The sequence below is a fragment of the Candidatus Pelagibacter sp. Uisw_101 genome, assembly GCF_047727615.1.
In the GTDB taxonomy this organism is placed as follows: domain Bacteria; phylum Pseudomonadota; class Alphaproteobacteria; order Pelagibacterales; family Pelagibacteraceae; genus Pelagibacter.
This window is the reverse complement of record NZ_CP159821.1, coordinates 719446-742704: the sequence shown is the minus strand read 5'-3', so window position 1 is coordinate 742704 and position 23259 is coordinate 719446. Positions and strand designations below refer to the sequence as shown.

General features: G+C 30.1%; 27 protein-coding genes and 1 tRNA gene. 18 read left to right on the top strand and 10 right to left on the bottom strand.

Annotation, left to right across the window (positions count from 1 at the left end; all coding sequences use genetic code 11):
* Positions 1-3: 3 nt before the first annotated feature.
* The 5 genes from ABXT48_RS03850 (at position 4) to ABXT48_RS03830 (ending at position 4351) form a co-directional block, all read left to right on the top strand.
* A complete protein-coding gene (locus tag ABXT48_RS03850) occupies positions 4-1374 on the top strand; it encodes an MATE family efflux transporter (RefSeq protein WP_415302540.1) in 1371 nt (456 codons plus the stop codon).
* A complete protein-coding gene (locus ABXT48_RS03845; protein WP_415302538.1) occupies positions 1337-1822 on the top strand; it encodes a thermonuclease family protein in 486 nt (161 codons plus the stop codon). The genes ABXT48_RS03850 and ABXT48_RS03845 overlap by 38 nt, the downstream gene beginning before the upstream one ends.
* 148 nt (positions 1823-1970) lie before the next feature.
* Positions 1971-2996 (top strand): hypothetical protein, encoded by a 1026-nt coding sequence (locus tag ABXT48_RS03840; RefSeq protein WP_415302536.1) that lies wholly within the window; start codon positions 1971-1973, stop codon positions 2994-2996.
* Positions 2993-3985, top strand: a complete 993-nt coding sequence (locus ABXT48_RS03835; RefSeq protein ID WP_415302534.1) for a hypothetical protein — start codon at positions 2993-2995, stop codon at positions 3983-3985. Before ABXT48_RS03840 ends, ABXT48_RS03835 begins: the two co-directional genes overlap by 4 nt.
* 210 nt (positions 3986-4195) lie before the next feature.
* Complete coding sequence (locus ABXT48_RS03830) at positions 4196-4351, top strand: hypothetical protein (RefSeq protein WP_415285707.1); 156 nt, start codon at positions 4196-4198, stop codon at positions 4349-4351.
* Positions 4352-4430: 79 nt separating this feature from the next.
* Here the strand turns inward: ABXT48_RS03830 and ABXT48_RS03825 are convergent, their stop codons facing one another.
* From ABXT48_RS03825 to ABXT48_RS03795, 7 genes are read right to left on the bottom strand one after another with little or no spacing between them, the layout of a single operon-like run.
* The gene (locus ABXT48_RS03825; protein WP_415285706.1) at positions 4431-4688 is read right to left on the bottom strand and encodes a GNAT family N-acetyltransferase; all 258 of its coding nucleotides are present in this window, start codon (positions 4686-4688) and stop codon (positions 4431-4433) included.
* The gene (locus ABXT48_RS03820; RefSeq protein ID WP_415285705.1) at positions 4688-5428 is read right to left on the bottom strand and encodes an amino acid ABC transporter permease; all 741 of its coding nucleotides are present in this window, start codon (positions 5426-5428) and stop codon (positions 4688-4690) included. Before ABXT48_RS03820 ends, ABXT48_RS03825 begins: the two co-directional genes overlap by 1 nt.
* 40 nt (positions 5429-5468) lie before the next feature.
* Complete coding sequence (locus ABXT48_RS03815; protein ID WP_415302532.1) at positions 5469-6236, bottom strand: ABC transporter substrate-binding protein; 768 nt, start codon at positions 6234-6236, stop codon at positions 5469-5471.
* 36 nt (positions 6237-6272) lie between these two features.
* Positions 6273-6836, bottom strand: a complete 564-nt coding sequence (locus ABXT48_RS03810) for a sarcosine oxidase subunit gamma (RefSeq protein ID WP_415285702.1) — start codon at positions 6834-6836, stop codon at positions 6273-6275.
* The gene (locus ABXT48_RS03805; RefSeq protein ID WP_415302530.1) at positions 6829-9837 is read right to left on the bottom strand and encodes a sarcosine oxidase subunit alpha family protein; all 3009 of its coding nucleotides are present in this window, start codon (positions 9835-9837) and stop codon (positions 6829-6831) included. The genes ABXT48_RS03810 and ABXT48_RS03805 overlap by 8 nt, the downstream gene beginning before the upstream one ends.
* 4 nt (positions 9838-9841) lie before the next feature.
* On the bottom strand, positions 9842-10117 hold the full coding sequence (locus ABXT48_RS03800; RefSeq protein ID WP_415285700.1) for a sarcosine oxidase subunit delta: 276 nt from the start codon (positions 10115-10117) through the stop codon (positions 9842-9844).
* Entirely contained in the window at positions 10117-11370 is a 1254-nt protein-coding gene (locus ABXT48_RS03795) for a sarcosine oxidase subunit beta family protein (RefSeq protein WP_415285699.1), read from the bottom strand. The genes ABXT48_RS03800 and ABXT48_RS03795 overlap by 1 nt, the downstream gene beginning before the upstream one ends.
* A gap of 68 nt (positions 11371-11438) precedes the next feature.
* On the opposite strand from ABXT48_RS03795, the gene ABXT48_RS03790 reads away from it, so the two are divergent.
* Positions 11439-11531 (top strand) — tRNA-Ser (locus tag ABXT48_RS03790).
* Here the strand turns inward: ABXT48_RS03790 and ABXT48_RS03785 are convergent.
* Together ABXT48_RS03785 and ABXT48_RS03780 are read right to left on the bottom strand one after the other, a co-directional pair.
* Complete coding sequence (locus ABXT48_RS03785) at positions 11532-12662, bottom strand: lytic transglycosylase domain-containing protein (RefSeq protein WP_415302528.1); 1131 nt, start codon at positions 12660-12662, stop codon at positions 11532-11534. It lies immediately after the preceding tRNA gene.
* Between the two features lie 74 nt (positions 12663-12736).
* Positions 12737-13744: a hypothetical protein gene (locus ABXT48_RS03780; protein ID WP_415302527.1), complete on the bottom strand. Its 1008-nt coding sequence runs from the start codon at positions 13742-13744 to the stop codon at positions 12737-12739.
* A 41-nt stretch (positions 13745-13785) separates the two neighbouring features.
* Here ABXT48_RS03780 and dapA point away from each other — a divergent pair, with 41 nt between their 5' ends.
* From dapA to recO, 10 genes are read left to right on the top strand one after another with little or no spacing between them, the layout of a single operon-like run.
* On the top strand, positions 13786-14667 hold the full coding sequence (gene dapA / locus ABXT48_RS03775) for a 4-hydroxy-tetrahydrodipicolinate synthase (protein ID WP_415285696.1): 882 nt from the start codon (positions 13786-13788) through the stop codon (positions 14665-14667).
* Positions 14667-15137: an SsrA-binding protein SmpB gene (gene smpB, locus ABXT48_RS03770; RefSeq protein WP_168606216.1), complete on the top strand. Its 471-nt coding sequence runs from the start codon at positions 14667-14669 to the stop codon at positions 15135-15137. Before dapA ends, smpB begins: the two co-directional genes overlap by 1 nt.
* Positions 15103-15624 (top strand): 2-amino-4-hydroxy-6-hydroxymethyldihydropteridine diphosphokinase, encoded by a 522-nt coding sequence (folK, locus tag ABXT48_RS03765; protein WP_415285695.1) that lies wholly within the window; start codon positions 15103-15105, stop codon positions 15622-15624. Before smpB ends, folK begins: the two co-directional genes overlap by 35 nt.
* A gap of 19 nt (positions 15625-15643) precedes the next feature.
* Entirely contained in the window at positions 15644-17401 is a 1758-nt protein-coding gene (locus ABXT48_RS03760; RefSeq protein WP_415285694.1) for a bifunctional (p)ppGpp synthetase/guanosine-3',5'-bis(diphosphate) 3'-pyrophosphohydrolase, read from the top strand.
* Entirely contained in the window at positions 17358-17945 is a 588-nt protein-coding gene (gene pyrE / locus ABXT48_RS03755) for an orotate phosphoribosyltransferase (protein WP_415285693.1), read from the top strand. The genes ABXT48_RS03760 and pyrE overlap by 44 nt, the downstream gene beginning before the upstream one ends.
* Positions 17942-18661: a pyridoxine 5'-phosphate synthase gene (locus tag ABXT48_RS03750; protein ID WP_415285692.1), complete on the top strand. Its 720-nt coding sequence runs from the start codon at positions 17942-17944 to the stop codon at positions 18659-18661. Before pyrE ends, ABXT48_RS03750 begins: the two co-directional genes overlap by 4 nt.
* A 2-nt stretch (positions 18662-18663) precedes the next feature.
* Positions 18664-19050, top strand: coding sequence for a holo-ACP synthase (gene acpS, locus ABXT48_RS03745; RefSeq protein ID WP_415285691.1), 387 nt, complete (start codon positions 18664-18666; stop codon positions 19048-19050).
* Entirely contained in the window at positions 19047-19781 is a 735-nt protein-coding gene (gene lepB / locus ABXT48_RS03740; RefSeq protein ID WP_415285690.1) for a signal peptidase I, read from the top strand. Before acpS ends, lepB begins: the two co-directional genes overlap by 4 nt.
* Positions 19781-20449: a ribonuclease III gene (rnc, locus tag ABXT48_RS03735; protein ID WP_415285689.1), complete on the top strand. Its 669-nt coding sequence runs from the start codon at positions 19781-19783 to the stop codon at positions 20447-20449. Before lepB ends, rnc begins: the two co-directional genes overlap by 1 nt.
* A complete protein-coding gene (gene recO / locus ABXT48_RS03730) occupies positions 20446-21126 on the top strand; it encodes a DNA repair protein RecO (RefSeq protein ID WP_415287118.1) in 681 nt (226 codons plus the stop codon). Before rnc ends, recO begins: the two co-directional genes overlap by 4 nt.
* Here the strand turns inward: recO and hemB are convergent, their stop codons facing one another.
* Entirely contained in the window at positions 21127-22116 is a 990-nt protein-coding gene (gene hemB, locus ABXT48_RS03725) for a porphobilinogen synthase (protein WP_415303362.1), read from the bottom strand.
* A 73-nt stretch (positions 22117-22189) separates the two neighbouring features.
* Here hemB and ABXT48_RS03720 point away from each other — a divergent pair, with 73 nt between their 5' ends.
* Both ABXT48_RS03720 and rpiB read left to right on the top strand, forming a co-directional pair.
* On the top strand, positions 22190-22831 hold the full coding sequence (locus ABXT48_RS03720; protein ID WP_415287116.1) for an aspartyl/asparaginyl beta-hydroxylase domain-containing protein: 642 nt from the start codon (positions 22190-22192) through the stop codon (positions 22829-22831).
* A gap of 1 nt (position 22832) precedes the next feature.
* A complete protein-coding gene (rpiB, locus tag ABXT48_RS03715; protein WP_415277651.1) occupies positions 22833-23258 on the top strand; it encodes a ribose 5-phosphate isomerase B in 426 nt (141 codons plus the stop codon).
* The last annotated feature ends 1 nt before the right edge of the window (position 23259 follow it).

Sequence of the window (23259 nt, the reverse complement as noted above, 5' to 3'; positions counted from 1 at the left end):
CAATTGTCAAAAGTCATAAATTTAACCAAGGATCCAATTTGGTCACTACTTAAAAAAGTAACTATTCCAGCTAGTGTTGGTTCTTTGTTTCAAACATTCTATAATTTAGTTGATACATGGTTTGCAGGTAGAATTTCTGCAGAAGCAATAAGTGCAATAGCCAAATCATTTCCTATATACTTTGTCATTATTGCTGTTGGAGTTGGTATTGGTGCTGCAACGAACTCTTGTATAGGTAATTTATTAGGTGCTAAAAAAATTAATAAAGCATCACTATTTATTGCCCAATCAGTAATTTTTGCATTAGTCACTTCAATTGTCGTTACTTTATTTGGATTAAATGCTTCTGATTTTCTCTTGGGTGTTATGGGATCTAATGCTGTTGGTATTGCTTTAACTAGAGAATATTTAGATATAATTTTTTACGGAACATTTATAGTTATGATCCAAATCTCTTTAAATGGAGCTTTGAATGCACAAGGAGACACCAAGAGTTATAGAAATGTTCTTATCTTTAGTTTCTTTTTAAATATTTTTCTAAATCCATTATTTATCTGGGGATACGGAATTGTTCCAGCTTATGGTATAAGTGGCCTTGCAATAGCAACTGTTATCGCTCAATCTATTGGTACTATTTATTTAGCTTACAAAATAAACTCATGTAAATTAAGAAAGTATTTGTCTATTAAATGCTTTATTCCTAAATTTATTCTTCTTAAAGAATTGTTCTCACAAGCAATGCCAATAATGATTAGTATGCTGTTTATTGGTGTAGGTATTTTTAATATTCTATATTTTATTGGGCAATTTGGTGACCTTGCGACAGCAGGTTATGGTGCAGCTTTAAGAGTTGAACAAGTCTTCTTACTTCCAGTAATTGGTTTAAATACAGCTGTACTTTCTATTGGTGGACAAAACTTTGGTGCTAAAAATTATAACCGTATAAGAGAGCTTTATACTAAGGCATTATTTTTTGGATCTTCATTTATGGCTGTAGCGGGTATCATTTTATTCTTTGGAGCAGAATTTTTTGTATCTCAATTTACAGATAATGCAGAAGCCATTTATCATGGTGCTATATATTTAAAAGTTGCTGCATTAATAGCTCCTATTTATCCTGTGTTCTTTATTACAACAGCTGTCTTTCAGGCACTTAAAAAGCCAGTTTACAGTCTTTACTTAAGTGTTCTAAGGTTAACCGCATTTCCTTTCTTATCATTATGGTATGTAATTAATATTAGAGGTGGAGATTACGCAGATATTTTTTACACCATTATGGCAACCAATTGGTTTATGGGTATTGCGGTAATCATCTTTATTGGATACTTTTTAAATAATGTTTTTAAACAAAAGAAAAGCCATTTTTCTTATTAGTGTCTCAGCACTAATATTTATTTTAACTATTAACCAAGTCAAATCTCAAACAATCAAAATTGTTGATGGCGATACAATCCATCTTAATGGAGAAAAAATTAGATTTACTGGAATAGATACACCTGAATTGAAACAAAGTTGTCTTAAAGAAGGTATTAAAGATCTTTGTGGTGTTACAGCAAAGCAAATTCTTATTGATAAAATTGGAAATAATAATGTTGAATGTATTAGTGAAGGAAAAGATCAATACAAAAGAACATTGGCAGAATGTTTTGTTAATAATGAAAGTCTATCAAGCTATCTAGTTAGAAGTGGTTATGCATTTGCCTACAGAAGATATTCAAAAAAGTTTGTACCTGATGAAGATTATGCAAGAATCAATAAAATTGGTATGTGGTCTATGGAGTTTGATTATCCTTGGGATTATAGAAAATCTAAGAAAAATTAAAACTAGCAGGGTAGTTCTGTTACCCGGTGCCATGAACTTGGCTTCTATAATCCTTATTTTGTAACAAAGTTGAAATACTGAAAGCCAGAAAATTACCTAAAATCCCGACACTAGCCCGACAAAAATATTGGTGCTAAGGTCTTGATTCATGAAAAAGATTTTAGGCGTTATAGTTCTGGGTTTGTTGTGGGCTAATACTTCTTTTGCTAACGACCATAAGCCAAATAATTTTGATGCTTTTGTTTGGTCAGATGGAAAAAAATTAACAATTCAGAAAGGTAGAGATATTGAAAACCCAGAAAACAAAATCATAATCATCTTCAATCATGGTGGATGGGGATGGGATGGAAGCTGGGGACCAGGCTGGGCTTCTAGCTTAGCAAAATTAATGGCACCTAATCTTTCTGGAAAAAATATTAAAGGAAAAGAAACTGTTTTATGGATGAATGGAAGTTTAATTGACAAAAAGAATGATCCTTTTAAAGGGAAAGAAATTGGATATGCTTGCGGATGGAAACATAGAGGAGGTTATCATCCCCCATGGTATGACTGTGTTATAAATAATTTTCCTACTTATTTAAGAGAAAAAAGAACAAAAGAAGCTATAGATTATTTTGCAAGTAAAGGCACACCTAGAAACCAAATATTTTTATCAGGACATTCTTGTGGTGCATGGAACGCACTTAGGCTTAAAGGAAAATACCCTGATGCCTTTAACAGTGCTATCGCCTATATGCCTAATTGTTGGGACAGAAAACCAAATGGACCTATAAGAAAAATGTTGGTTGATGAAATGAAAACTTTTAAAGAACTTTCTTCAATTAGTTTTTCAAGTCCCATTGACGGTCATGCAGACTGGCATAGTGATTACAAATATTTAAAATGGATAGGAGATATACAGGGTGCCACTATGATTGAATTACCTGGCCACAATGCAAAAAATGGTAGAGAAATTTCTGTAAATGGAAAACTGTGTAAAGATTTGCCAAGAATGCAAGCGGGATGGGAAGAGACCCATGATGTTAAAAAAAAACATAAAGGATTTAAGCCAGTTGATAAAAAAGAAAGGAAAGAAATGAAGAAAAAAGCTAGAGGGCATGTAATGCTTTATTATTCTTGTTTTCAAGATTACTATCCTCAAATTTTAGATTTTATTGTTTCAAAAGTTAAATGAAAAAACTTTTAGGGATCGTGGTTCTTTGCTTGTTACTGAGCAGTAATGTTAATTCTAAAACAATAGTGGTAAAAGCTAATCCAGAAAAAGGTTTTAATTTTCCTTATTTGTTAAAAACTTCAAAAAAAACTTCAGATGCAAAATATTTAATTGTTGAGTCAAATAACACTGGTAACGGTAAATCAATAAAAGATATGACCAGTAAAGCTAAAAAGTCTCTAGGTCGGGTTTTGGGTTCTGAAATTGCAAAAAAATTAAATTTCCCTTTATTAATGCCTATTTTTCCATTCGCTACTAAAGAAATTGAAAAAGATCTACCCAATTTAAAATGGCATTATTATTTTCCTCAATTAGATAGCGACACTATAAAGATAAATAATGATAAATACAAAAGAATTGATTTGCAGTTAATTGCCATGATTGACGATGCAAGAGAAAGATTGTTGAAAGAAAATAATCAAAGTATAAATGAAAAGGTTATTTTTACTGGTTTTTCATCATCCTCTCTATTTGCAGCAAGATTTACTTTTTTAAATCCAGACAGAGTATCAGTTGCAGTTGGTGGAGGAATAGGAGGTTTGCTACCTGTTCCAGCTGATAAAATTAATGGAATTGAAACTATATACCCTATTGGAACGTATGATTTTGTAAAAATTACTGGAAAAAAATTTAATCTAGAAGAATACAAAAATACACCTCAATTTTACTGGCAAGGAACAAAAGATAAATCAAATCCATTTAGGAAAGGTGCTGAAGATTTAACAGATAAAGAGTTTGGAATAGTAAAAAAACTTTTTGTAGATGGGCTACTTTTTGAATCAAGTCCTGTTTCTTTAGAAGTTAATACTGTGATGTGGAAAAATTCTCAAAAATACATAAATCAAATTGTAGATAATGTTAAATTTGAAAGCCCAAAAAACTTAGGACATCAAGTGGATAATAAAATGCTTCTTAAAAGTGCAAAATTCATAAAAGAAAACTTAAATTAGGATTAATTTATAAATTGTGCCACTAGTGTGCCAAAGGTCTACTTAAGGAATAATCATCATTATATATAAAGAGAAGTAGGTGAGTATGAAGGGGCGTTCTGTTATCCGGTGCCCCAGACTACCTATTTACACTCTGTCACGGGTAAAGTTTACTGTTTTAATTTTTGTTAATTAATTTTGATTTATATGAAAGAAGAAATTTATTAAATTATGAAAATTAAAGAAATACATAAAGATCTTAAAAAACAAGTAAATATTGCTGAAAAGGAAAGAAAATCAAAAAGAGGACAAAAAACTTGGTACGATTTAAGAACTTTAAAAAAACTTAAATTAACAATGAAAGATAAGCTTTCAAAAATAATTTAAACGTTAATCGATATTATTAATTAAGCTCAAGATAAGGAATGTTGTTACCTGGTATCTCAGAATTTTAACTAACCTCTATTTAGTTGATCTTAAAGAGTTTTTCACCTAGGGGACTGATTGGGTCTTGAGGCGTAGGTTTGAGTTTAGTTTTTTCCTCAACAATACTTAGTAGCTTTTTAGCAAGTCCTTGACGTCTAAACATGGGATTAACAAAAATATATTCTACTTCAGCTGTCTCATTATATCTAACAAAACCAAGTGTAGTATTAATGTTTTTAAATGTAATAACACCATCACTTAGATCTATATCGTAATTTGTATTATTTAAATTATTCATCAATTATTTCCATCTTGTTCAAGTTTTTTTTCCAATTTTCTTACAAAAAATGAAACAATTAATATCAAAATTAAATACTCTAAAATTAAAAATGTATAAATTTCTAATGGTCTATAAGTTGATACAACTAATTCATTAGCTTTTCTTGTTAAGTCACCAATACCTATAATTGACACCAATGAAGACATCTTTAATACATATACAAACTGGTTACCTAATGCAGGTAAGATGTTTTTAATTGCTTGTGGAAGGATTACTAATCTTAATCTTTTATAGAAAGTTAAACCTAGTGACGAACCTGCTTCCCACTGTGATTTTTTAATTGAGTTTATGCCTGCTCTAAAGATTTCTGCTTGAAAAGCACTCTCACTTATTGCTAGTGCAATTATTCCAGACACAAATGGACTGAAACTTAAACCAGTCATTATAGGTAGACCGTAATAAATCCATAAGATTAAAACAAGCAGAGGTATTGCTCTTACAATTTCTACATATCCAATATTTATGTATGTTAAAAGTTTATTTTTAGCTAAAGAGGGTATTGCAACAATAAAACCTAAAATTGCAGAAATAATTATTGATATTACTGAAATATAAATAGTTGTTGTTAAACCACTTAGTAAAAATTTTAAGTTAGTTAATCCCTCAACATTATTAGGTGAAAGAATAAACCACCCTAACTCTTGACCACTACAAGAGTTAAGGGGTAAAATTAAAAGTAAAAAAATTAAATTTTTCACTCTTAAAGTTATAATGAATTAGAGATTAATATCTAATTTTTTATAAGCTTTTTAAATTATATTTAGCGAGTAGTTTATTAAAGAAACCAGATGATTTCTTATCCTTAATCCACGCATTAACATAATCATTCCAAATTTGATCATTCTTACCAACCATCATTGCTAAAAAGGCAGGATTTTTTTCTCCATCAGGAACAATTGCTAATTGAGGGTATTTTATAACTAATTTATTGGCCTCTGTTGAACTTGTAATGTTTCCATCTGCTCTTCCAGCTAAAACTTCTTGAAAGTCTCTTGCAGGAGATTCGACTGATTGCAATTTGGACATAGGAAAGAACTCTTTAGCTTTTTCTTCCTGAGAAGTTCCAAGTGTTGTTGCAATAGTTACACTTTTATTATTCAAAGAGTTCCACGTTGAATATTTTTTTAAATTCTTTTTAAGTACTAGTGGAACAGTCCCATACTTGTAGTAAGTATCTGTAAATCCAGCAACCTCTGCTCTTTTTGGAGTTTTAGTTACACTTGTAGAAATATCATATCTTCCTGCAGTAATCCCTGAAACAATAGTTTTCCATTCAGTAGGTACAAAAATAATTTTTACACCCATATCTTTTGCTAATTCACTCATTACATCAATATCAAAACCAACATATTTATTAGTAGCTGGATCTTTCATTGTCATTGGATCCCAGTCGCCTGTAGTTCCAACTTTTAACTCACCAGAAGATAAAATCTGATCAAGTTTAGTTTCTGCGTTAAGAGAGAAGGGTAAAAGTGCTAATAGCACCACAAGGATTATTTTTTTCATATTCCACATATAACAATAATTTTAATAAATTTAAGACTATAACCTTGACGCACTATCACTCATCCAAGAGTACAAATGCTCCGAAAAAGAGCGTCTAACAAGTAAATTAACATCATTTATTTCCGTAAGATGGATAATTACATCAATATGCGACAGTATTGTTTGAACAACTGAACCTTTCTTATTTTTAAATTCATTAAAGTTAAAAGGAGATCCAGTGGCAAATAGATCAAAAACTTTATTGCCTTTTATATTCAGCATTACAAATTGGTCACTCACATCAGTTACTGCACCCAATTTCACTTTAGATATGTTTTTGATTAATTCATCTTCAACTTGATAAGTATTACTGTCCTCACTCAAAGTTTCATTTGATATCAGCATCCATTCATCAGGACTTAACCAAAATGCAGTTAATTTCTCTGCTGTTGTTGATGTATTAGCTTCTGTAGGTAAGACCATATTAAGATTTTTACCAATAGCTGTAATAAAATCTTTTGTTTTGCCTCTTATGATTAACTTCATAATGGGTTTAATTTCTTTAATAACTAAATCAGAATAAGTGACATCACCTTTAATAGAAGTTTTATAATTAAGCATTTAACCTCACATTTTCTTTATCAAAAAAAACAGGATCAACAATTGTTACATTTATATTTTTATCTTCCATTGGAATAAACAATTTTTGACCTAGCATATTTTTACCACCCCTAACTACAGCTAGTGCAATTGATTTATTTAAATTAGGGCTATAGTAACTTGATGTTACATGGCCTAACATTTCAACTGGTTTTAAACTAGTGTTAGCAATTATCTGAGCTCCTTCTTCTAAAACTTCAGTTGGATTATCTGTTATAAGACCTACTAATTGTTTTCTATCTTCTTTCATGGTGTCAGATCTATAAAGAGATCTTTTACCAATAAAGTCATATTTCTTTTTACTAACAATCCAATCCATTTGTAAATCTATAGGTGTCATTGTTCCATCAGTATCTTGGCCAACAATAATAAATCCTTTTTCAGCTCTTAATAAGTGCATTGTTTCAGTACCATAAGGAGTGATATTAAACTCTTCACCTGCTTCCATGCATTTTTTCCATAAATCTTCACCATAGTTTGCCTGAATATTGATTTCATAACTATGTTCGCCTGTAAAACTAATACGCATAATCCTACATTTAATATTATCAATTTTTGCATTCTTGAAAGACATGTGTGGAAAGCTTTCATCTGAAAGATCAAGATCAGGTATTAATTTATTTAGAATTTTTTTACTGTTTGGACCGCAGATACTAGCTGTTGCATAATGATCAGTAACTGATGACAAGTAAACATCTAGCTCAGGCCATTCTGTTTGAAGGTAATCTTCTAATTTTCCTAATACATTTGCAGCACCACCAGTTGTTGTTGTCATGATATAATGATTTTCATCAAGTCTAGTTGTAACTCCATCATCATAAACCATACCATCTTCATTGAGCATTAAACCATAACGACATTTTCCTATGGCTAGTTTTGACCATGCATTTGTGTAAACTCTATTTAAAAATTCTGAAGCATCAGTTCCTTGAATGTCAATTTTACCAAGTGTTGATGCATCTAATATGCCAGCGCTATTTCTTGCGGCTTTACTTTCCCTTTGAACTGCATCATGCATAGTTTCGTTATTTTTTGGATGGTACCAAGCTCTTTTCCACTGACCTACATTTTCAAATTCAGCTTTATTTTCTATATGCCAGTCATTTATTGGCGTTCTTCTAAATGTATCAAAATATTCACCAACATTTCGACCAACAATTGTTCCAAATGTTAAAGGTGTGTAAGGGGGTCTAAACGTTGTTGTTCCAAGCTCACCCATCTTAATTCCAGCAGTTTCCGCAATAATACCAAGGGCATGCATATTACCAAGCTTACCTTGATCTGTACCCATTCCAGTTGTTGTATATCTTTTTACATGTTCAATTGATCTAAAGCCTTCTCTTAAAGCAAGTTTAATATCTTTTGCAGTTGCATCATTTTGATAATCAACAAAAGGTTTTGTTTTTCCTAAAACTTTATTAGATGGAAGTAACCAAATAGTTCTAATCTCATTATCTTTTGGACAATTTATTTTTAAATTGTCAAATTCAGTTTCTTTTATATTTAGAAATTCTTTTAAAGATTTTGTAGAATTTTTTATAATATCATCTAATTCAAAATCCCCATTGCTTGAGCCAATGCTAATTTGATCGGATGGGTATGTATCTGGAATAAAAACTTGATCTTTTTCTCTAAATTTTAATTTACCTCCAGATTGAGTAAATAAATGAACTGCTGGTGTCCATCCACCAGCAATAGCTAGACAATCACAATCAAGATTAATTTTCTCTTGGCTAGTAAAAGACTGTCCGTCTTTTGATAATTCCATTATCGTAATTCTATTAATTTTTTTATAGCCTTCCGTATTTACAACTGTGTGTGATCTATAAACTTTAATCCCTAAATCTTCAGCTTCTTTAGTAAATACAGTATTAGATTGTTCTCTAATATCTATGATTGCTTCAACCTTAATACCTTTTTTATTTAGTGAAATTGCACTTTCATAAGCCGTATCATTATTAGTAAAAAATATATTTTTTCGACCTGTTGCAACACCATAATAGTCTGCATATTTTTTAACTGCAGATGAAAGCATAATGCCTGGTCTGTCATTATTGTTAAATACCAGAGGTCTTTCTAAAGAGCCAGTAGCAACAATAACTTTTTTAGCTCTAATTTTTAACAATCTTTGTCTTACCTTTTTATTTTTTTCATTTTTAGGAAGGTGATCAGTTAAGTTTTCTCTTGCTAATAAATAATTGTATCCATGATAAGCGGCAACACTAGTTCTTGTTTTAATTTCTAGATTTTCAATGTTTCTTAATTCGTTAATTTCATTCTCTAACCACGCAGAAGAATTTTGATCATTTATTTTTACATGTTCTGAGTTTTGGAAAATTGTAGATCCTCCAATTTCATTTTTTTCATCAAGTAACAATGTTTTAAGATTATTTTTTGCTGCAGTTTTAGCGGCCATAATCCCGCCAATACCAGCTCCAATTACCAAAACATCACAATGGATGTATTTATGATCATATATGTCAGGGTCAGGCTCAGTTGGTGATTTTCCTAATCCAGCAGAATGTCTTATAACGTATTCGTACTTCTCCCAAAAGCTAGCAGGCCACATAAAAGTTTTGTAATAAAAACCAGCAGGTAGAAGAGGGGATAAGAAGTTATTTATACCTCCAATATCAAAATCAACACTAGGCCAACAATTTTGGCTATTTGCCTCAAGACCGTGATATATTTCAAGTTCAGTTGCTCTAACATTTGGTTCTGTTAGTGCTGTGTTGTTATTAACTTGCACAATTGCATTAGGCTCTTCAGACCCAGAAGTCATTATTCCCCGTGGTCTATGATATTTAAAACTTCTCCCCACTAAATGAATATCATTAGCGAGTAGAGCTGAAGCAAGAGTATCACCCTTGTATCCAAAATAAGATTTTCCATTGAATTTAAAAGAAACTCTGGAGGTTTCATCAATATATTTACTGGTTGTAACTCTTAAATTTTTCAGCATTAAATTATTTTACAGGAGGTTTTTCACCCATTTTATATATGGCTCTAATTTTGTCATTAGAAGTATCCCTAACCATGTTGAACCATTTTCTACAACCATGTGCATGGTTCCATCTTTCAAATTGAATACCTTTAATATTTTTTCTCATAAATAAATATTCTGCCCATTCAGCATCACTTAATTCTGTAGGTTGTTTAGGTCTTTCAATATGTGCTTCACCACCAGCTTTAAATTCACTTTGTTCACGTTCACCACAAAAAGGACAGGTAATTAAAAACATTAGTGAGCTACCGCCGCTGCACCATGTTCATCAACAAGGTCTCCGCTAATAAATCTATTTAAATTAAATGCAGCATTTAATTTATGTGGTTCATCATTTGCTATTGTATGAGCGAATAAATCACCCGATCCAGGTGTTGCTTTAAATCCACCAGTTCCCCAACCACAATTAAAGTACAAACCTTTTACTGTCGTTTTACTAATAATAGGACTAGCATCTGGACAGATATCAACAATTCCACCCCATTGTCGTAGCATTCTCATTCTACTAAAAATTGGATAAAGCTCTAAGATTGCATTCAATGTACCCTCAACAATATCATGACTGCCTTTTTGTGAATAAGAAATATAATCATCAGTACCAGCACCTATTACAAGTTCACCTTTGTCAGACTGACTAACATAAGCATGAACAGCGTTAGACATTACCACTGTATCAATAATTGGTTTGACTGGCTCTGAAACTAGAGCTTGAAGAGGTTTACTCTCTAAAGGCAACCTTAAGCCTGCCATATTTGCTAATACACTTGAATGACCAGCAGCAACTACTCCAACTTTTTTAGTTTTTATAAAACCTTTTGTTGTCTCTATACCTTCTGCTTCATCACCGTTTCTTTTAATTCCTTTAACTTCACAATTTTGAATTATATCTACTCCCATTTCATCTGCACCCCTAGCATATCCCCAAGCGACAGCATCATGTCTTGCGGTACCAGCTCTTCTTTGTAAAGTTCCACCCAATACGGGGTATCGAATATCTTTTGAAGTATTAATGATAGGACAAAATTTTTTAACTTCTTCAGTGCTTAAGTAAACTGCATCTATGCCATTTAATCTATTAGCATGTGTTCTTCTTTTTAAATCTCTAACGTCTTGTAAGTTATGTGCAAGATTCATCACACCTCTTTGACTAAACATAACATTGTAATTTATTTCTTGAGATAAACCTTCCCACAATTTTAATGCATGATTATAAAGACCAGCGCTAGCATCCCATAAATAATTGGATCGTATAATCGTAGTATTTCTTCCAGTATTACCACCACCAATCCAGCCTTTTTCTACAACAGCAATATTTTTCATATTATGTTTTTTTGCTAAATAATACGCAGTTGCTAAACCATGACCACCACCACCAATAATAACTGCATCATATTCTTTTTTTATAGTGGGATCTTTCCAGGCTTTTTGCCAATTTTCATGATAGGAAAAAGCATTTTTGACTAATGAGAATATTGAATACTTATTTTTCATAATATTATTCAAGAATTACTTTATAAATATTGAATATTCAATACAATCGGTTATATCAATGTCGCAGTGGAAGAGTGGGTGAGAGGCTGAAACCAGTCGTTTGCTAAATGACCGTGCGGGGAAACTTGTACCGAGGGTTCGAATCCCCTCCTCTTCCGCCATTAAAATAAAGGGTGATCTTTAAAAAAGTTCTTCATTTTAATAGGCTTTTTTTCCAAGATATATCTATACACATTATAGTTTTCCATAACACGCTGAACATAATTTCTTGTCTCTTTAAATTTAATTAATTCAACCCAATCTACAAAATCAACTTGTTTTTTTTGTGGGTTTTTATTTATCTTTTTCCAATATTTAACTCTTTTTGGACCAGCGTTATAAGCAGCTGCAGCAAAAGGATAGGCCCCATCATATTGTAAAATTAAACCAGCTATATAATGAGACCCTAGATTAATATTGTATTCAGGATCGGATGTTAATCTTGATTTTGAATAGGGTAACTTTGCTTGTTTGGCAACCAGCTTAGCAGTGTAAGGCATTAATTGCATTAATCCCTGAGCACCAACATGACTGTTTGCTCTCATATCAAACTCACTTTCTTGACGAATAAGAGAAAGAATAAAAGCAGTTTCTGGTATTTTTCTTCCATTAACGTATTCTGGTGTACTCATTATTGGATAGTTAAAATTATAGTGAAATCTTTTTTGATAAGATGCAATCTTTGAAACTTGTATTGCAAAATCATATCTTGATATATTAGTTGCAAGTTCGGCTGCTAAAATTTCACTTCCACCTTTAATATTATCATTAGCTAAGTGTCTTAATATATTTTTTGTATACCTATCCTTATTTAGCTCATCTAAAAGATAAACAATTTTTACTAATTCTTTTTTATAAAAATATTTTCTATAAGTATCAGGTACAATAGCTTGTTCATCTAACTCAAATGTTTCATTCGGTCTAATTCTTAAAAATGCTAGTTGACCATAATATGTTGATAAATATTTGGTTGCTTCTTCATACCATTGTTTAGATTGTTCTTTGTCACCAATTTTTTCATAAGATCTCCCAAGCCAATAAGCGCCACGAGATAAACTAATTGGGTAACTCACATTTTGATAAAAATTATTAAAATGGTCTATTGCTAAAATAGGATCATCTAAAAAGCTTAATGCAATCCAACCACTCATCCATTCAGCGTCTGCATATTCTGGGCCTATGTTCAAAGAATGTTTGCTCACAACTTTATAAGCTGACTCATATTTCTTCTTATAAATAAGAGCTCGTGTCATTATTGCTCTTTCTTTCCACCACTTGTCTGGCCTAACTAAATAATCTTTATTGTTTGGAACTTTAAATATAATCTCTAAAAATCGTCAATTCTTCCTCTTTTTCTTCTCCATTTAAGTCGATCGTAATTTAGTCCAGCATCATTTTTAAGTTTTGTTGGAACATTTTTGATTGCATTATCAACACCATAAGACTTGCTCATTAAAATTTGTCTAGCTGTATAAAGCAACTCATAGTCTTTAGGTAAATATTTTAACATTCTTTTTAAATCCCAAAATTTACCTTCCCAAGCTAAATAATCTGCACGTTTGATATAATCATTTGCATCTAAATATTTTTTATATCTTTTCCTAAAAAATTTCATATTAGACCTATTTAGATCTGCAGTTATCCAGCCATCCTTGATTAGAGAAGTACCTTTGGTGATATCACCTGTTAATATAAAGCTTTCTCCAAGTATTAGTTTTCCATAACCACTTAATGGTTCCTCAGAATTAAACCAACCTATGATCTTATTTGGCGAAATCTTATCTGTTGAAAGTTTGTGTTCAGCTAAATACCGAACTCTACTTATTCTTGGGTAGTTTTCATTATTTTTTATAAACGTTAAATAGTCATAAAAACTTGCTTGGTTGCCTGTAGTTAGCAAATGTCTCCATTGAATGAAATTGTATATAGATTTGTCCTTAGCTTTTTTAGACTGTGATAGTGCTGTTAACCACTGACTTTTTTGCATTGATGCAATAGATTTTTTTGCAATTCCATAATCTTTTTGACTATAATATTTTGACATACTTTTGACTACTGATTTACTCTTTTTAACAACTAAAGGTTTACTTTTAGGAATAAGAAAATTAATTTTTTTTAGATCTTTTTTGACTATTATAGTTTTAGGTTCATCTTTTTCTTTGGATGGTTTAGGTTTGGGTTTAAGTATACCCTGTGATATTTTTGCGCTCTGAGCCTCTTCATTTAAAAAAGGTTTTTTTAAAGGAATTATTGATATTTCAGCAGCAAATACATTTCCTATTACTATCAAACTTAATAATAGTGATTTTATAAAAAAAAATATCTTTCTGGGCATAAATTTACTAAATGAATCTTTAAACTATGTTATAAGTATTTATGTTCAAAGGATCAAATGTTGCTTTAATAACCCCATTCAAGAATAATGAGCTCGATGTAGAAGCTTATATTAAGCTTATTCATTTTCAAATATCAAATGGTACTAACGGTTTGGTGCCTGCTGGAACAACAGGTGAATCACCAACATTAAGCCACGATGAACATCAAAAAGTAATAGATTTATGTGTTAAAGAAAGTGATGGAAAAACTATAGTTATTGCTGGTACTGGTTCTAATTCAACTAAAGAAGCAATTTCTCTAACAACACACGCTGAAAAAGCAGGCGCGGATGCAGCTTTAATAGTAACCCCATATTATAACAAGCCAACACAAGAAGGATTATATCAGCATTATAAAGCAATAAACGACAAATGTGGGATACCAATTATAATTTACAATATTCCTGGAAGATCTGTAATTGATATGACTGTTGATACAATGGCTAGATTATTTGAATTGAAAAATATTGTCGGAGTTAAAGATGCTACTGGTGATTTAGATAGAGTTAATCAACAAAAAGATAAAATGGGAACTGATTTTGTTCAGCTGACAGGTAATGACGATAACGCTTTAGAATTTAATAACAGAGGTGGTATTGGATCTATAAGTGTAACTGCAAATATTGCTCCTAAGTTATGTTCTGATTTTCAGAAAGCCTCAAAAATAGAAAATGATGAGAGCAAGCTTGAAGCGATCAGACTAGATAAAATTTTACAACCTGTTCATAACTCCATGTTTGTAGAAAGCAATCCAAGCCCCGTTAAGTATGCTGCAAAACTTTTGGGTCTTTGCGATGACGATGTTAGATTACCTTTGGTCAAGGTTACAGACCCAGCCAAGGATATTGTTAAAAAAGCTTTAGTATCAGCAAATCTACTCTAATGAACAAAAAAGCCAATTCTGGTTTAAAAATTATTTGCTTAAATAGAAAAGCAAGTTTTAACTTTTTTTTTGAAGACTTAATTGAAGCAGGAATAGTTCTTAAAGGATCAGAAATTAAATCTATTAGAGAGGGAAAGGTGAATATTGCAGACTCTTATGCTGTAGAGAAAGAAGGTGAAATAGTTTTGATTAATTCTCATATTGCAGCCTTTAAACAAGCCAGTTATTCGAATCATAATCCAACTGATGAACGAAAGTTGTTGTTAAATAAAAAAGAAATTAACAAATTAATTGGTAAAATGCAGAGAGATGGTTTTACTCTTGTTCCAACAAAGATGTATTTTAAAAAGGGAAAAGCTAAAATAGAAATAGCAGTAGCAAAAGGTAAAAAACAATTTGATAAAAGAGCTACTAAAAAAAATAGAGATTGGAATCGTGAAAAAGCAAGACACATTAGAAAATCAAGTTAAACAATCATACTTAGCAATAGGATCAAATTTAGGTAACAAAATTACTAACATTCATATGGCTATGTCTGAATTAGAAAAAAATAAAATTAAGATAACAAAAGTATCATCTTATTATTCATCAAAATCTTGGCCAAACCCTTTAATGCCAAATTTTATAAATACTGTTATAAAAATTGAGACAATCTTAGAACCGTTAGAATTATTAAAAATTTGTAACTTTATTGAATTAAAATTAGGCAGGGTTAGATCAAAAAAAAATGATCCAAGAACATGCGATATTGATATAATTGATTATGATAAAAAAATTTTGAATATAAACAGCAATAAACTAACAACTCCTCATCCAAAGATGACTAAGAGAAATTTTGTTTTGTTGCCATTATTTGAAATAGATAGGGGTTGGAAACATCCAGAATCTAAGATTAATATAGTTAATTTAATTAATTCTTTACCAATTAAAGATTTAAGATCTATCAAACAAATATAAATTGATGTTATAGTTAAGAATGCTTAATTCAGAAGAGTTAATAAATAAAGTCAAAGTTTATAATAAGTTTTTAAATCCAGAAAAATTAAATAAAGCTTATAATTTTGCTGTTAAAGCACATGAAAATCAAAAACGCGATTCTGGCGACCCATACTCAATTCACCCTATTGCGGTAGCTAATATATTAACTGAACTAAAGCTAGATAGCGCAACTATAGCAACAGGATTGCTTCATGATACTATTGAAGATACACATGCTACTTACGAAACTATAAAAAATGAGTTTGGGCAAGAGGTTGCCGATTTAGTTGATGGTGTAACAAAAATATCAGTCTTTGAAAATCAAGCCACATCAACATCAAAAGCAGAAAATTTTAGAAAATTAATTATAGCAACCTCAAAAGATATTAGAGTTCTTCTTGTTAAAATCGCCGATCGATTACATAACATGAGGACCATTGATGCAATTTCAAAAATTGAAAAAAAAGAACGTATCGCTAAAGAAACTATGGAAATTTATGCACCATTAGCAGACAGAATGGGGATGCATAGAATTAGGGATGAACTAGAAGATTTATCTTTTAAAGTTCTAAATAACAATGCAAGAGAACTTATAAAAAAAAGATTAGATGAAATTAAAGATGATAAAGTAAATAGCTTTAATTCAATTTCATTACAATTCAGTGGATTGTTAAATGAACACAAAATAAATGCTGAAATTGTTGGCAGAGAAAAAACTCCTTTTTCTATTTGGAGAAAAGTTCAAAAAAAAAGAATATCACTAGAGCAAATTTCGGATATCATTGGATTTAGAATAATACTCGATAACATTGAAGACTGCTATAAGGCTCTTGGTATATTTCACAAAGAGTGGAATTGTATACCTGGAAAATTTAAAGATTATATTTCGTCGCCTAAGATTAATAAATATCAATCATTACATACTTCAATTATGGGACCCAATAGAAGACCAATTGAAATACAGCTCAGAACATTGCAAATGCACGAGTATGCAGAAAGAGGCATAGCATCACATTGGAAATATAAATCTTCTGAAAAATTTAATTCATTAACGTGGAAAGAATATGATTGGCTTGCGGATTTAGTTGAGATTATTGATAAGAATGAAAACCCAGAACATTCTTATGAGTATACCAAGCTACAAATGTTTCAGGAAAATGTTTTTTGTTTTACCCCAAAAGGATCTGTAATTAAATTACCAAAGGACGCGACACCAATCGATTTTGCTTATGCTGTGCATACCAAAATAGGCAATAGCACCATAGCTTGTAAGATTAATGGTAACGATAGTGAGTTACAAAGTATACTTTATAATGGAGATGTTGTTGATATTATCACCTCTAAAAATAAATCACCTTCATTGCACTGGATACCTGTTACAAAAACTGGAAAAGCAAGATCAGCAATTAGAAAGTATTGGTATAGAAAAGGAGAAGAGAAGGCTCAAAGAATTAAAAAATACAATACTACGCTATGGATTTCTTTGCCTGATAAACCAGGAAAGCTAGGAGAGATAACAACTTTACTTGGTAGCCATAGTTTAAACATCTCGAGTGTTGAAATGAAAGAAAAGTCTAAAGAATATATTAATTTTAAATTCAATCTAATTATAAGAGACTTGAAGAACTTTACAAATTTTATCAGTGAGTTAAAACAAAAGGAAATAAAATTTAAAATCATTAGACATGAGGATAACTGGTTAAAGGAACGTAATGCTTTCACACGAAAAATCTTTAAATATTTTAAAAAAAACTAACGCACTTTTAGAAGGCCATTTTATTCTTTCATCAGGCTTGCATTCACCTAAATATATTCAGTGTGCTAAACTTTTAAGCTTTCCACATTTAGCTAAGGATATTTGTAATTCTTTAGCAAAAAAAATTAAAAAAAATTTTAAATCTATAGATTTGATTTTAGCCCCCGCAATGGGGGGAGTTATTATTGGTTATGAAATCGGTAAACTTCTAAAAAAAGAGACAATATTCTGTGAAAGAGTTAATGGTAAATTTGCTTTAAGACGTGGGTTTCATATAAAAAAAGGATCAAAAGTTTTAATAATTGAAGATGTTATAACAACAGGAAAATCAAGTTTAGAATGCGTTAAGTTGATTACAAAACCAGGTGCAAAACTTATCGGCTTTGCCTCGATTATCGATAGATCAACCAAGAACTCACTAAAGATAAAAAAGAATATTATCGCACACATGAAGATTGACGTTCCAACATTTAAGAAAAATAACCTTCCAGAAAGTCTTAAAAATACTCCGATTACAGTTCCCGGAAGTAGATTTATAAAATGAAAAGACTAGGTATTAATATTGATCATGTTGCTACAATAAGAAATGCAAGAGGATCGTTCCACCCAGATCCGCTAACCATTGCCAAGCATGTAACTAAATGTGGAGCTCATTCAGTAACTATACATTTGAGAGAAGACAGAAGACATATAAAAGATATTGATGTTATTAAAATTTGTAAAAATAAAAAAATAATCACTAATTTAGAAATTTCACTAAACAGAAAAATAATAAATATAGCATTAAAAAATAAACCCAATTTTATTTGCATAGTTCCAGAAAAAAGAAAGGAAGTAACAACAGAAGGTGGATTAAACCTAATAAAAAATAAAAAAAAAATAAAAGAAATAATATCATTATTTAATAAGAAAAATATTAGAACAAGTTTATTTATTGACCCAACGTTAAAAGATATAAAAATTGCAAAAGAATTAAATTCATCTTGTGTTGAATTACATACTGGGAAAATTTCTAATTTAGTAAAAGAAAATAAAAATTATAAAAATGAATATTTAAAAATTAAGAAATGTTCAGAACTTGGTGTTAAACTTGGAATTGAGGTTCATGCTGGCCATGGTCTTGACTATAAAACTACTGCTATATTAAGTAAAATTAAAGAAATTACAGAATTTAATATTGGTCATTTTATAATCGGTGAGTCGCTCACTCATGGTTTAAAAAATACTATAAAGACATTTAAAAAAATAACCAATAAATAGATATGAAAATTCTTGGTATCGGTGTCGATATAGTAGAAAATATTAGAATACATAAATCTTTAAAAAATGTTAGTTTTATTAAAAGAGTTTTTTCAAGCTCAGAAATATTGTTATCCAAAAACATAACAAATAAAAAATCTTATTATTCAAAAAGATTTGCTGCTAAAGAAGCATTTTCTAAAGCAATTGGAACAGGTTTTAGGGGTAATTTGAATTTTAAAGATATAACTATAACTAACGATAAATTAGGAAAACCCTCTTTTGTAGTCACCGATAAAATTAAAAAAATTATTAAAAAGCAATTTAAGATATCATCCTTTGATTTCTTTCTGTCAATTTCAGATGAAAAAAAATATTCTATAGCCTACGTAATTTTACAAAAAAAATGATAACCAAAAATATTATAATTGATAATGTTAAAACAATTTTTTATGCTTTAGTAATAGCTATTGTTATCAGATCTCTTTTTATTCAACCTTTCTACATTCCTTCGTCATCAATGGAACCAACACTTTTAATTGGTGATAGACTGTTTGTTACGAAGTATTCTTATGGTTACAGCAAGCATTCTTTCCCTTTTAGCCCACCAATAATAAATGGAAGACTATTTTCAAAGAAACCTAAGGTTGGTGATGTTATTGTTTTTAAAACACCAGCTGATAATAGGACAGATTATATTAAAAGATTAATTGGTCTACCAGGTGATAATATTCAATTCATTAACGGTGATCTATTTGTAAACAATAATCAAATATTCAAATCTAGAATTTCCCAAAATGATAAAATTTATTGTGGAAAACAAACTATAGACGTTAATACATTTGAGGAAAAACTTCCAAACGGCAAAACATATACCAGTGTATATTTAAAAAGTTATAGTTTTCAAAATTCTGATAATTTTATAGTTCCTTCTAAACACTACTTTTTTTTAGGTGACAACAGAGACTGCTCTAAAGATAGTAGATACCTGACTAGTGTCGGTTATGTTCATGAAGATAATTTAGTCGGCAAAGCTCAATTTATTTTTTTTTCATCTGATTTTAGAATTGGAAGTATTTTTTCTTTTTGGAAATGGCATAAAACAATTAGATTTGACAGGTTTTTTAAGAAAATTATTTAATGAAAATTAATCCGACAGCATTAGAAAAGAAATTAAAATTAAAGTTTTCAGATCAAAAAATTTTCATTAAAAGCTTAACGCACAAAAGCTTTGATTCAATAAACAATAATGAAAAAATTGAATTTTTAGGAGATAGAGTTTTAGGTCTTATTATTGCAAAAAAATTATTAGAACTTTATCCTGAAGAAAGAGAAGGGGTATTGGATAAAAAATTTGCTTCATTAGTAAATAAAAAAAAATGTCTAGAAATTGCTAAAAAAATTGAATTAGAGAAATATATTTTAGTTTTAAATCCTAAAAATAAAAAAATTGAAATTGAAGATAAAATAGTAGCGGACTGTTTAGAGGCTTTAATTGGAGCGATCTATCTTGACAAAGGTTTAAATTTGACTGAAAAATTTATTCTCAATTTATGGAGTGAGCATATTACAGCGAGTGTTGTAACCCAAATTGACGCAAAGACAAAACTTCAAGAATACTCGCTTAAGATTTTTAAAGTCTTGCCTATTTATAAGCTAATATCCAATACTGGGCCTCGCCATAAACCACTCTTTAAAGTTGCTGTTAAATTAAAAAATACTAAATTTTTTACAGCAGAGGGATCTTCTAAAAAAGACGCAGAACAGAATGCTGCCTCTTTATGCATTGAGGATGTTTTTAAAAAATGAATTGGGATGATAGTGCTTATTTAGTTTCCAAAAATAGATACAGTGAAAATTCAATAATTGCTGAAGTTTTTACTGAAAATCATGGAAAAATTTCGGGGATAATTTTTGGTGGTACATCAAAGAAAATCAAAAACTATTTACAAATCGGTAATAAAATTTATGTAAACTATAATTCTAAAAGTGTTACTAGAATTGGTTATTTTAAAATAGAAATTCTGAAAGCTTTAACTCCACTCTATTTTGATGAAAATCAAAAACTATCATGTATTACCTCGGCTATGCATCTTATAAAGCTTCTCACTGCTGAAGCTCAGTCTAATAAAGAAATTTTTAAATTAATTGATAATTTTTTTGAAATATTAACTTATGATAATTGGATACAAAAATATATTTTCTGGGAGTTAGAACTTTTAAAATTATTAGGATATGATTTAGAATTAAAAAATATGGTTGAAAAAGAGATTGTTGATAGTGAAATCAATTATTTTGTTAAATCCTCAACTGAGAAAAAAAGTATTCCAAATTTTCTAATAGATGAAAGCAATCCAGATGTTAATTTAAAAAATTTACTCAAAGGTTTAAAACTTGTTAGTGATTACCTTGAAAAAAGTATTCTAAAACCAAACAATCTAAACCTTCCAACTTCCAGGACTCATTTTATTAATCTTTTAAAATAATTATTTGATTAAATTGTTAATTCTATCAGCGTAATAGCTTACTATAGCGTTTGCCCCAGCTCTTTTAAATGAAATCAAACTTTCTAATACTGAGTTTTTATCTATCAGCCCTTTTTTTATACTATTACTTAATAGACTGTATTCACCTGAGACTTGATAGGCTAGAACAGGAATTTTAAAATTATCTTTAACTACTTTAATTATGTCTAGATAAGGCATGCCAGGTTTAACCATAACCATATCAGCTCCTTCTTTAATATCTAGAGCTACCTCTCTTATCGCTTCATCACTGTTTCTAAAGTCCATTTGGTAATTTTTCTTATCACCTTTTAGCAATCCTTTTGAACCAACTGCATCTCTGAACGGACCATAAAAACTTGATGCATATTTTACTGCATAAGAAAGTATCTGAACCATTTCGTGACCTTCTTTATCTAAAGCTTTTCTTATTTTACCGATTCTTCCATCCATCATGTCTGATGGAGCCAAAACATCACAACCAATTTCTGCTTGTAGCAATGATTGGTTTATCAAGACTTCAATAGTTTCGTCATTTAATACGTAACCTGATTTTATTAAACCATCATGACCATGAGAAGTATAAGGATCTAAAGCTACATCACACATAATACCAATTTCGTTTTTATATCTTTTTTTAATATATTGAATGGCTTTGCAAACAAGATTGTCCTCATTTAATGCTTCAGTTCCAATCTCATTTTTTTTGGTTTTATTTGTATAGGGGAACAATGCGACCATAGGTATTTTATTCTTGATTGCTTTATCAATAATAATTCCAAGTTTATCTATTGTGTACCTATAAACATCAGGCATTGTTTTAATGGATTGTTTTATATTTTTTCCATCAATTAAGAATATAGGTAATATAAAATCACTAGACGAAAGGCTATTTTCTTGAATTAACCTTCTAGACCAATCGTTTTTACGACTGCGCCTAAGCCTTAAATTTGGATAATTTCCTGTAATCATGTTTAAATCTATTTTTAAAATGCGACAAATGTATTATACAAATATATATTAAATTAAGTAAAAAACAATCAGCATGAGTATTGAAAATAAAAATATTGTAAACTTAGACCTAAAAAAAAAAGAGAAGATTTTAGATTTTAGTGACTTTCAAAAACAAAATATCAAGTTTGATATTGATAAATTACAAGAAGCCTACAATCAAATTATTCAAACTAAAAAATTTGATGATGGTGGAGGAATTGCCCACTTTGGAGCTATTTCTCTAACACAAATTCCTGGTGACCCAGACTCTGTTAAAGGAAGCAAAGCTAGAGGTGTTTATTGGACAAAACCAGATAAGTCAGGAAAAGAAGTTTCAAGAGATGTTTCAATTGATGAAGCTGCTTATTCAGAATTTATACCCGACTATGAAAACACCTACTTTAAAGAAGTGTATGATGTGCTTTCTTCAAAATATAAATTAGGTAGAGTTAGGATTTTATTAAAGGAGCCAAGATCAACATTGAGTTGGCATAGAGATCCAGAACCAAGGTTGCATATACCCCTAATTTCAAATCCAGGCTGCCTAATGGTTATAGACAATGTTGCAAAACATATGCCTGCAGATGGATCGGTGTGGGTTACTAACAATACAAAATATCATAATGCTTTTAATGGTGGAGAAGAAAATAGAGTTCATCTAGTAGCATGTGTTTTAGATTATAAGTTTAACTAGATTGAAAAAAATTTTTTTATCCTCAGATCATGCTGGTTATAAGTTAAAGGAATTAATTAAACTTCATTTAGATAAAAAAAAAATTAATTATACAGACTTGGGCCCATACAATAGTGATAGAGTCGATTATCCTGATTATGCTCATAAAGTTGCAAGAAAAGTTAAAACCAATAACAATCATACTGGTATATTAGTTTGTGGCTCTGGGATGGGAATGAATATTGCTGCAAATAGACATAAAAATATACGTGCAGCTCAATGTTTTAATTTAAAATCTACTAAATTATCAAGATTGCATAATGATGCAAATATCATTACATTGGGATCTAGACTGCTTACTAAAAAAAATGCTTTAAATTGTGTTAGTGTTTTTTTAAATACAAAGTTTGAAGGTGGAAGACACGCAAAAAGAATTAAGAAAATTTAAT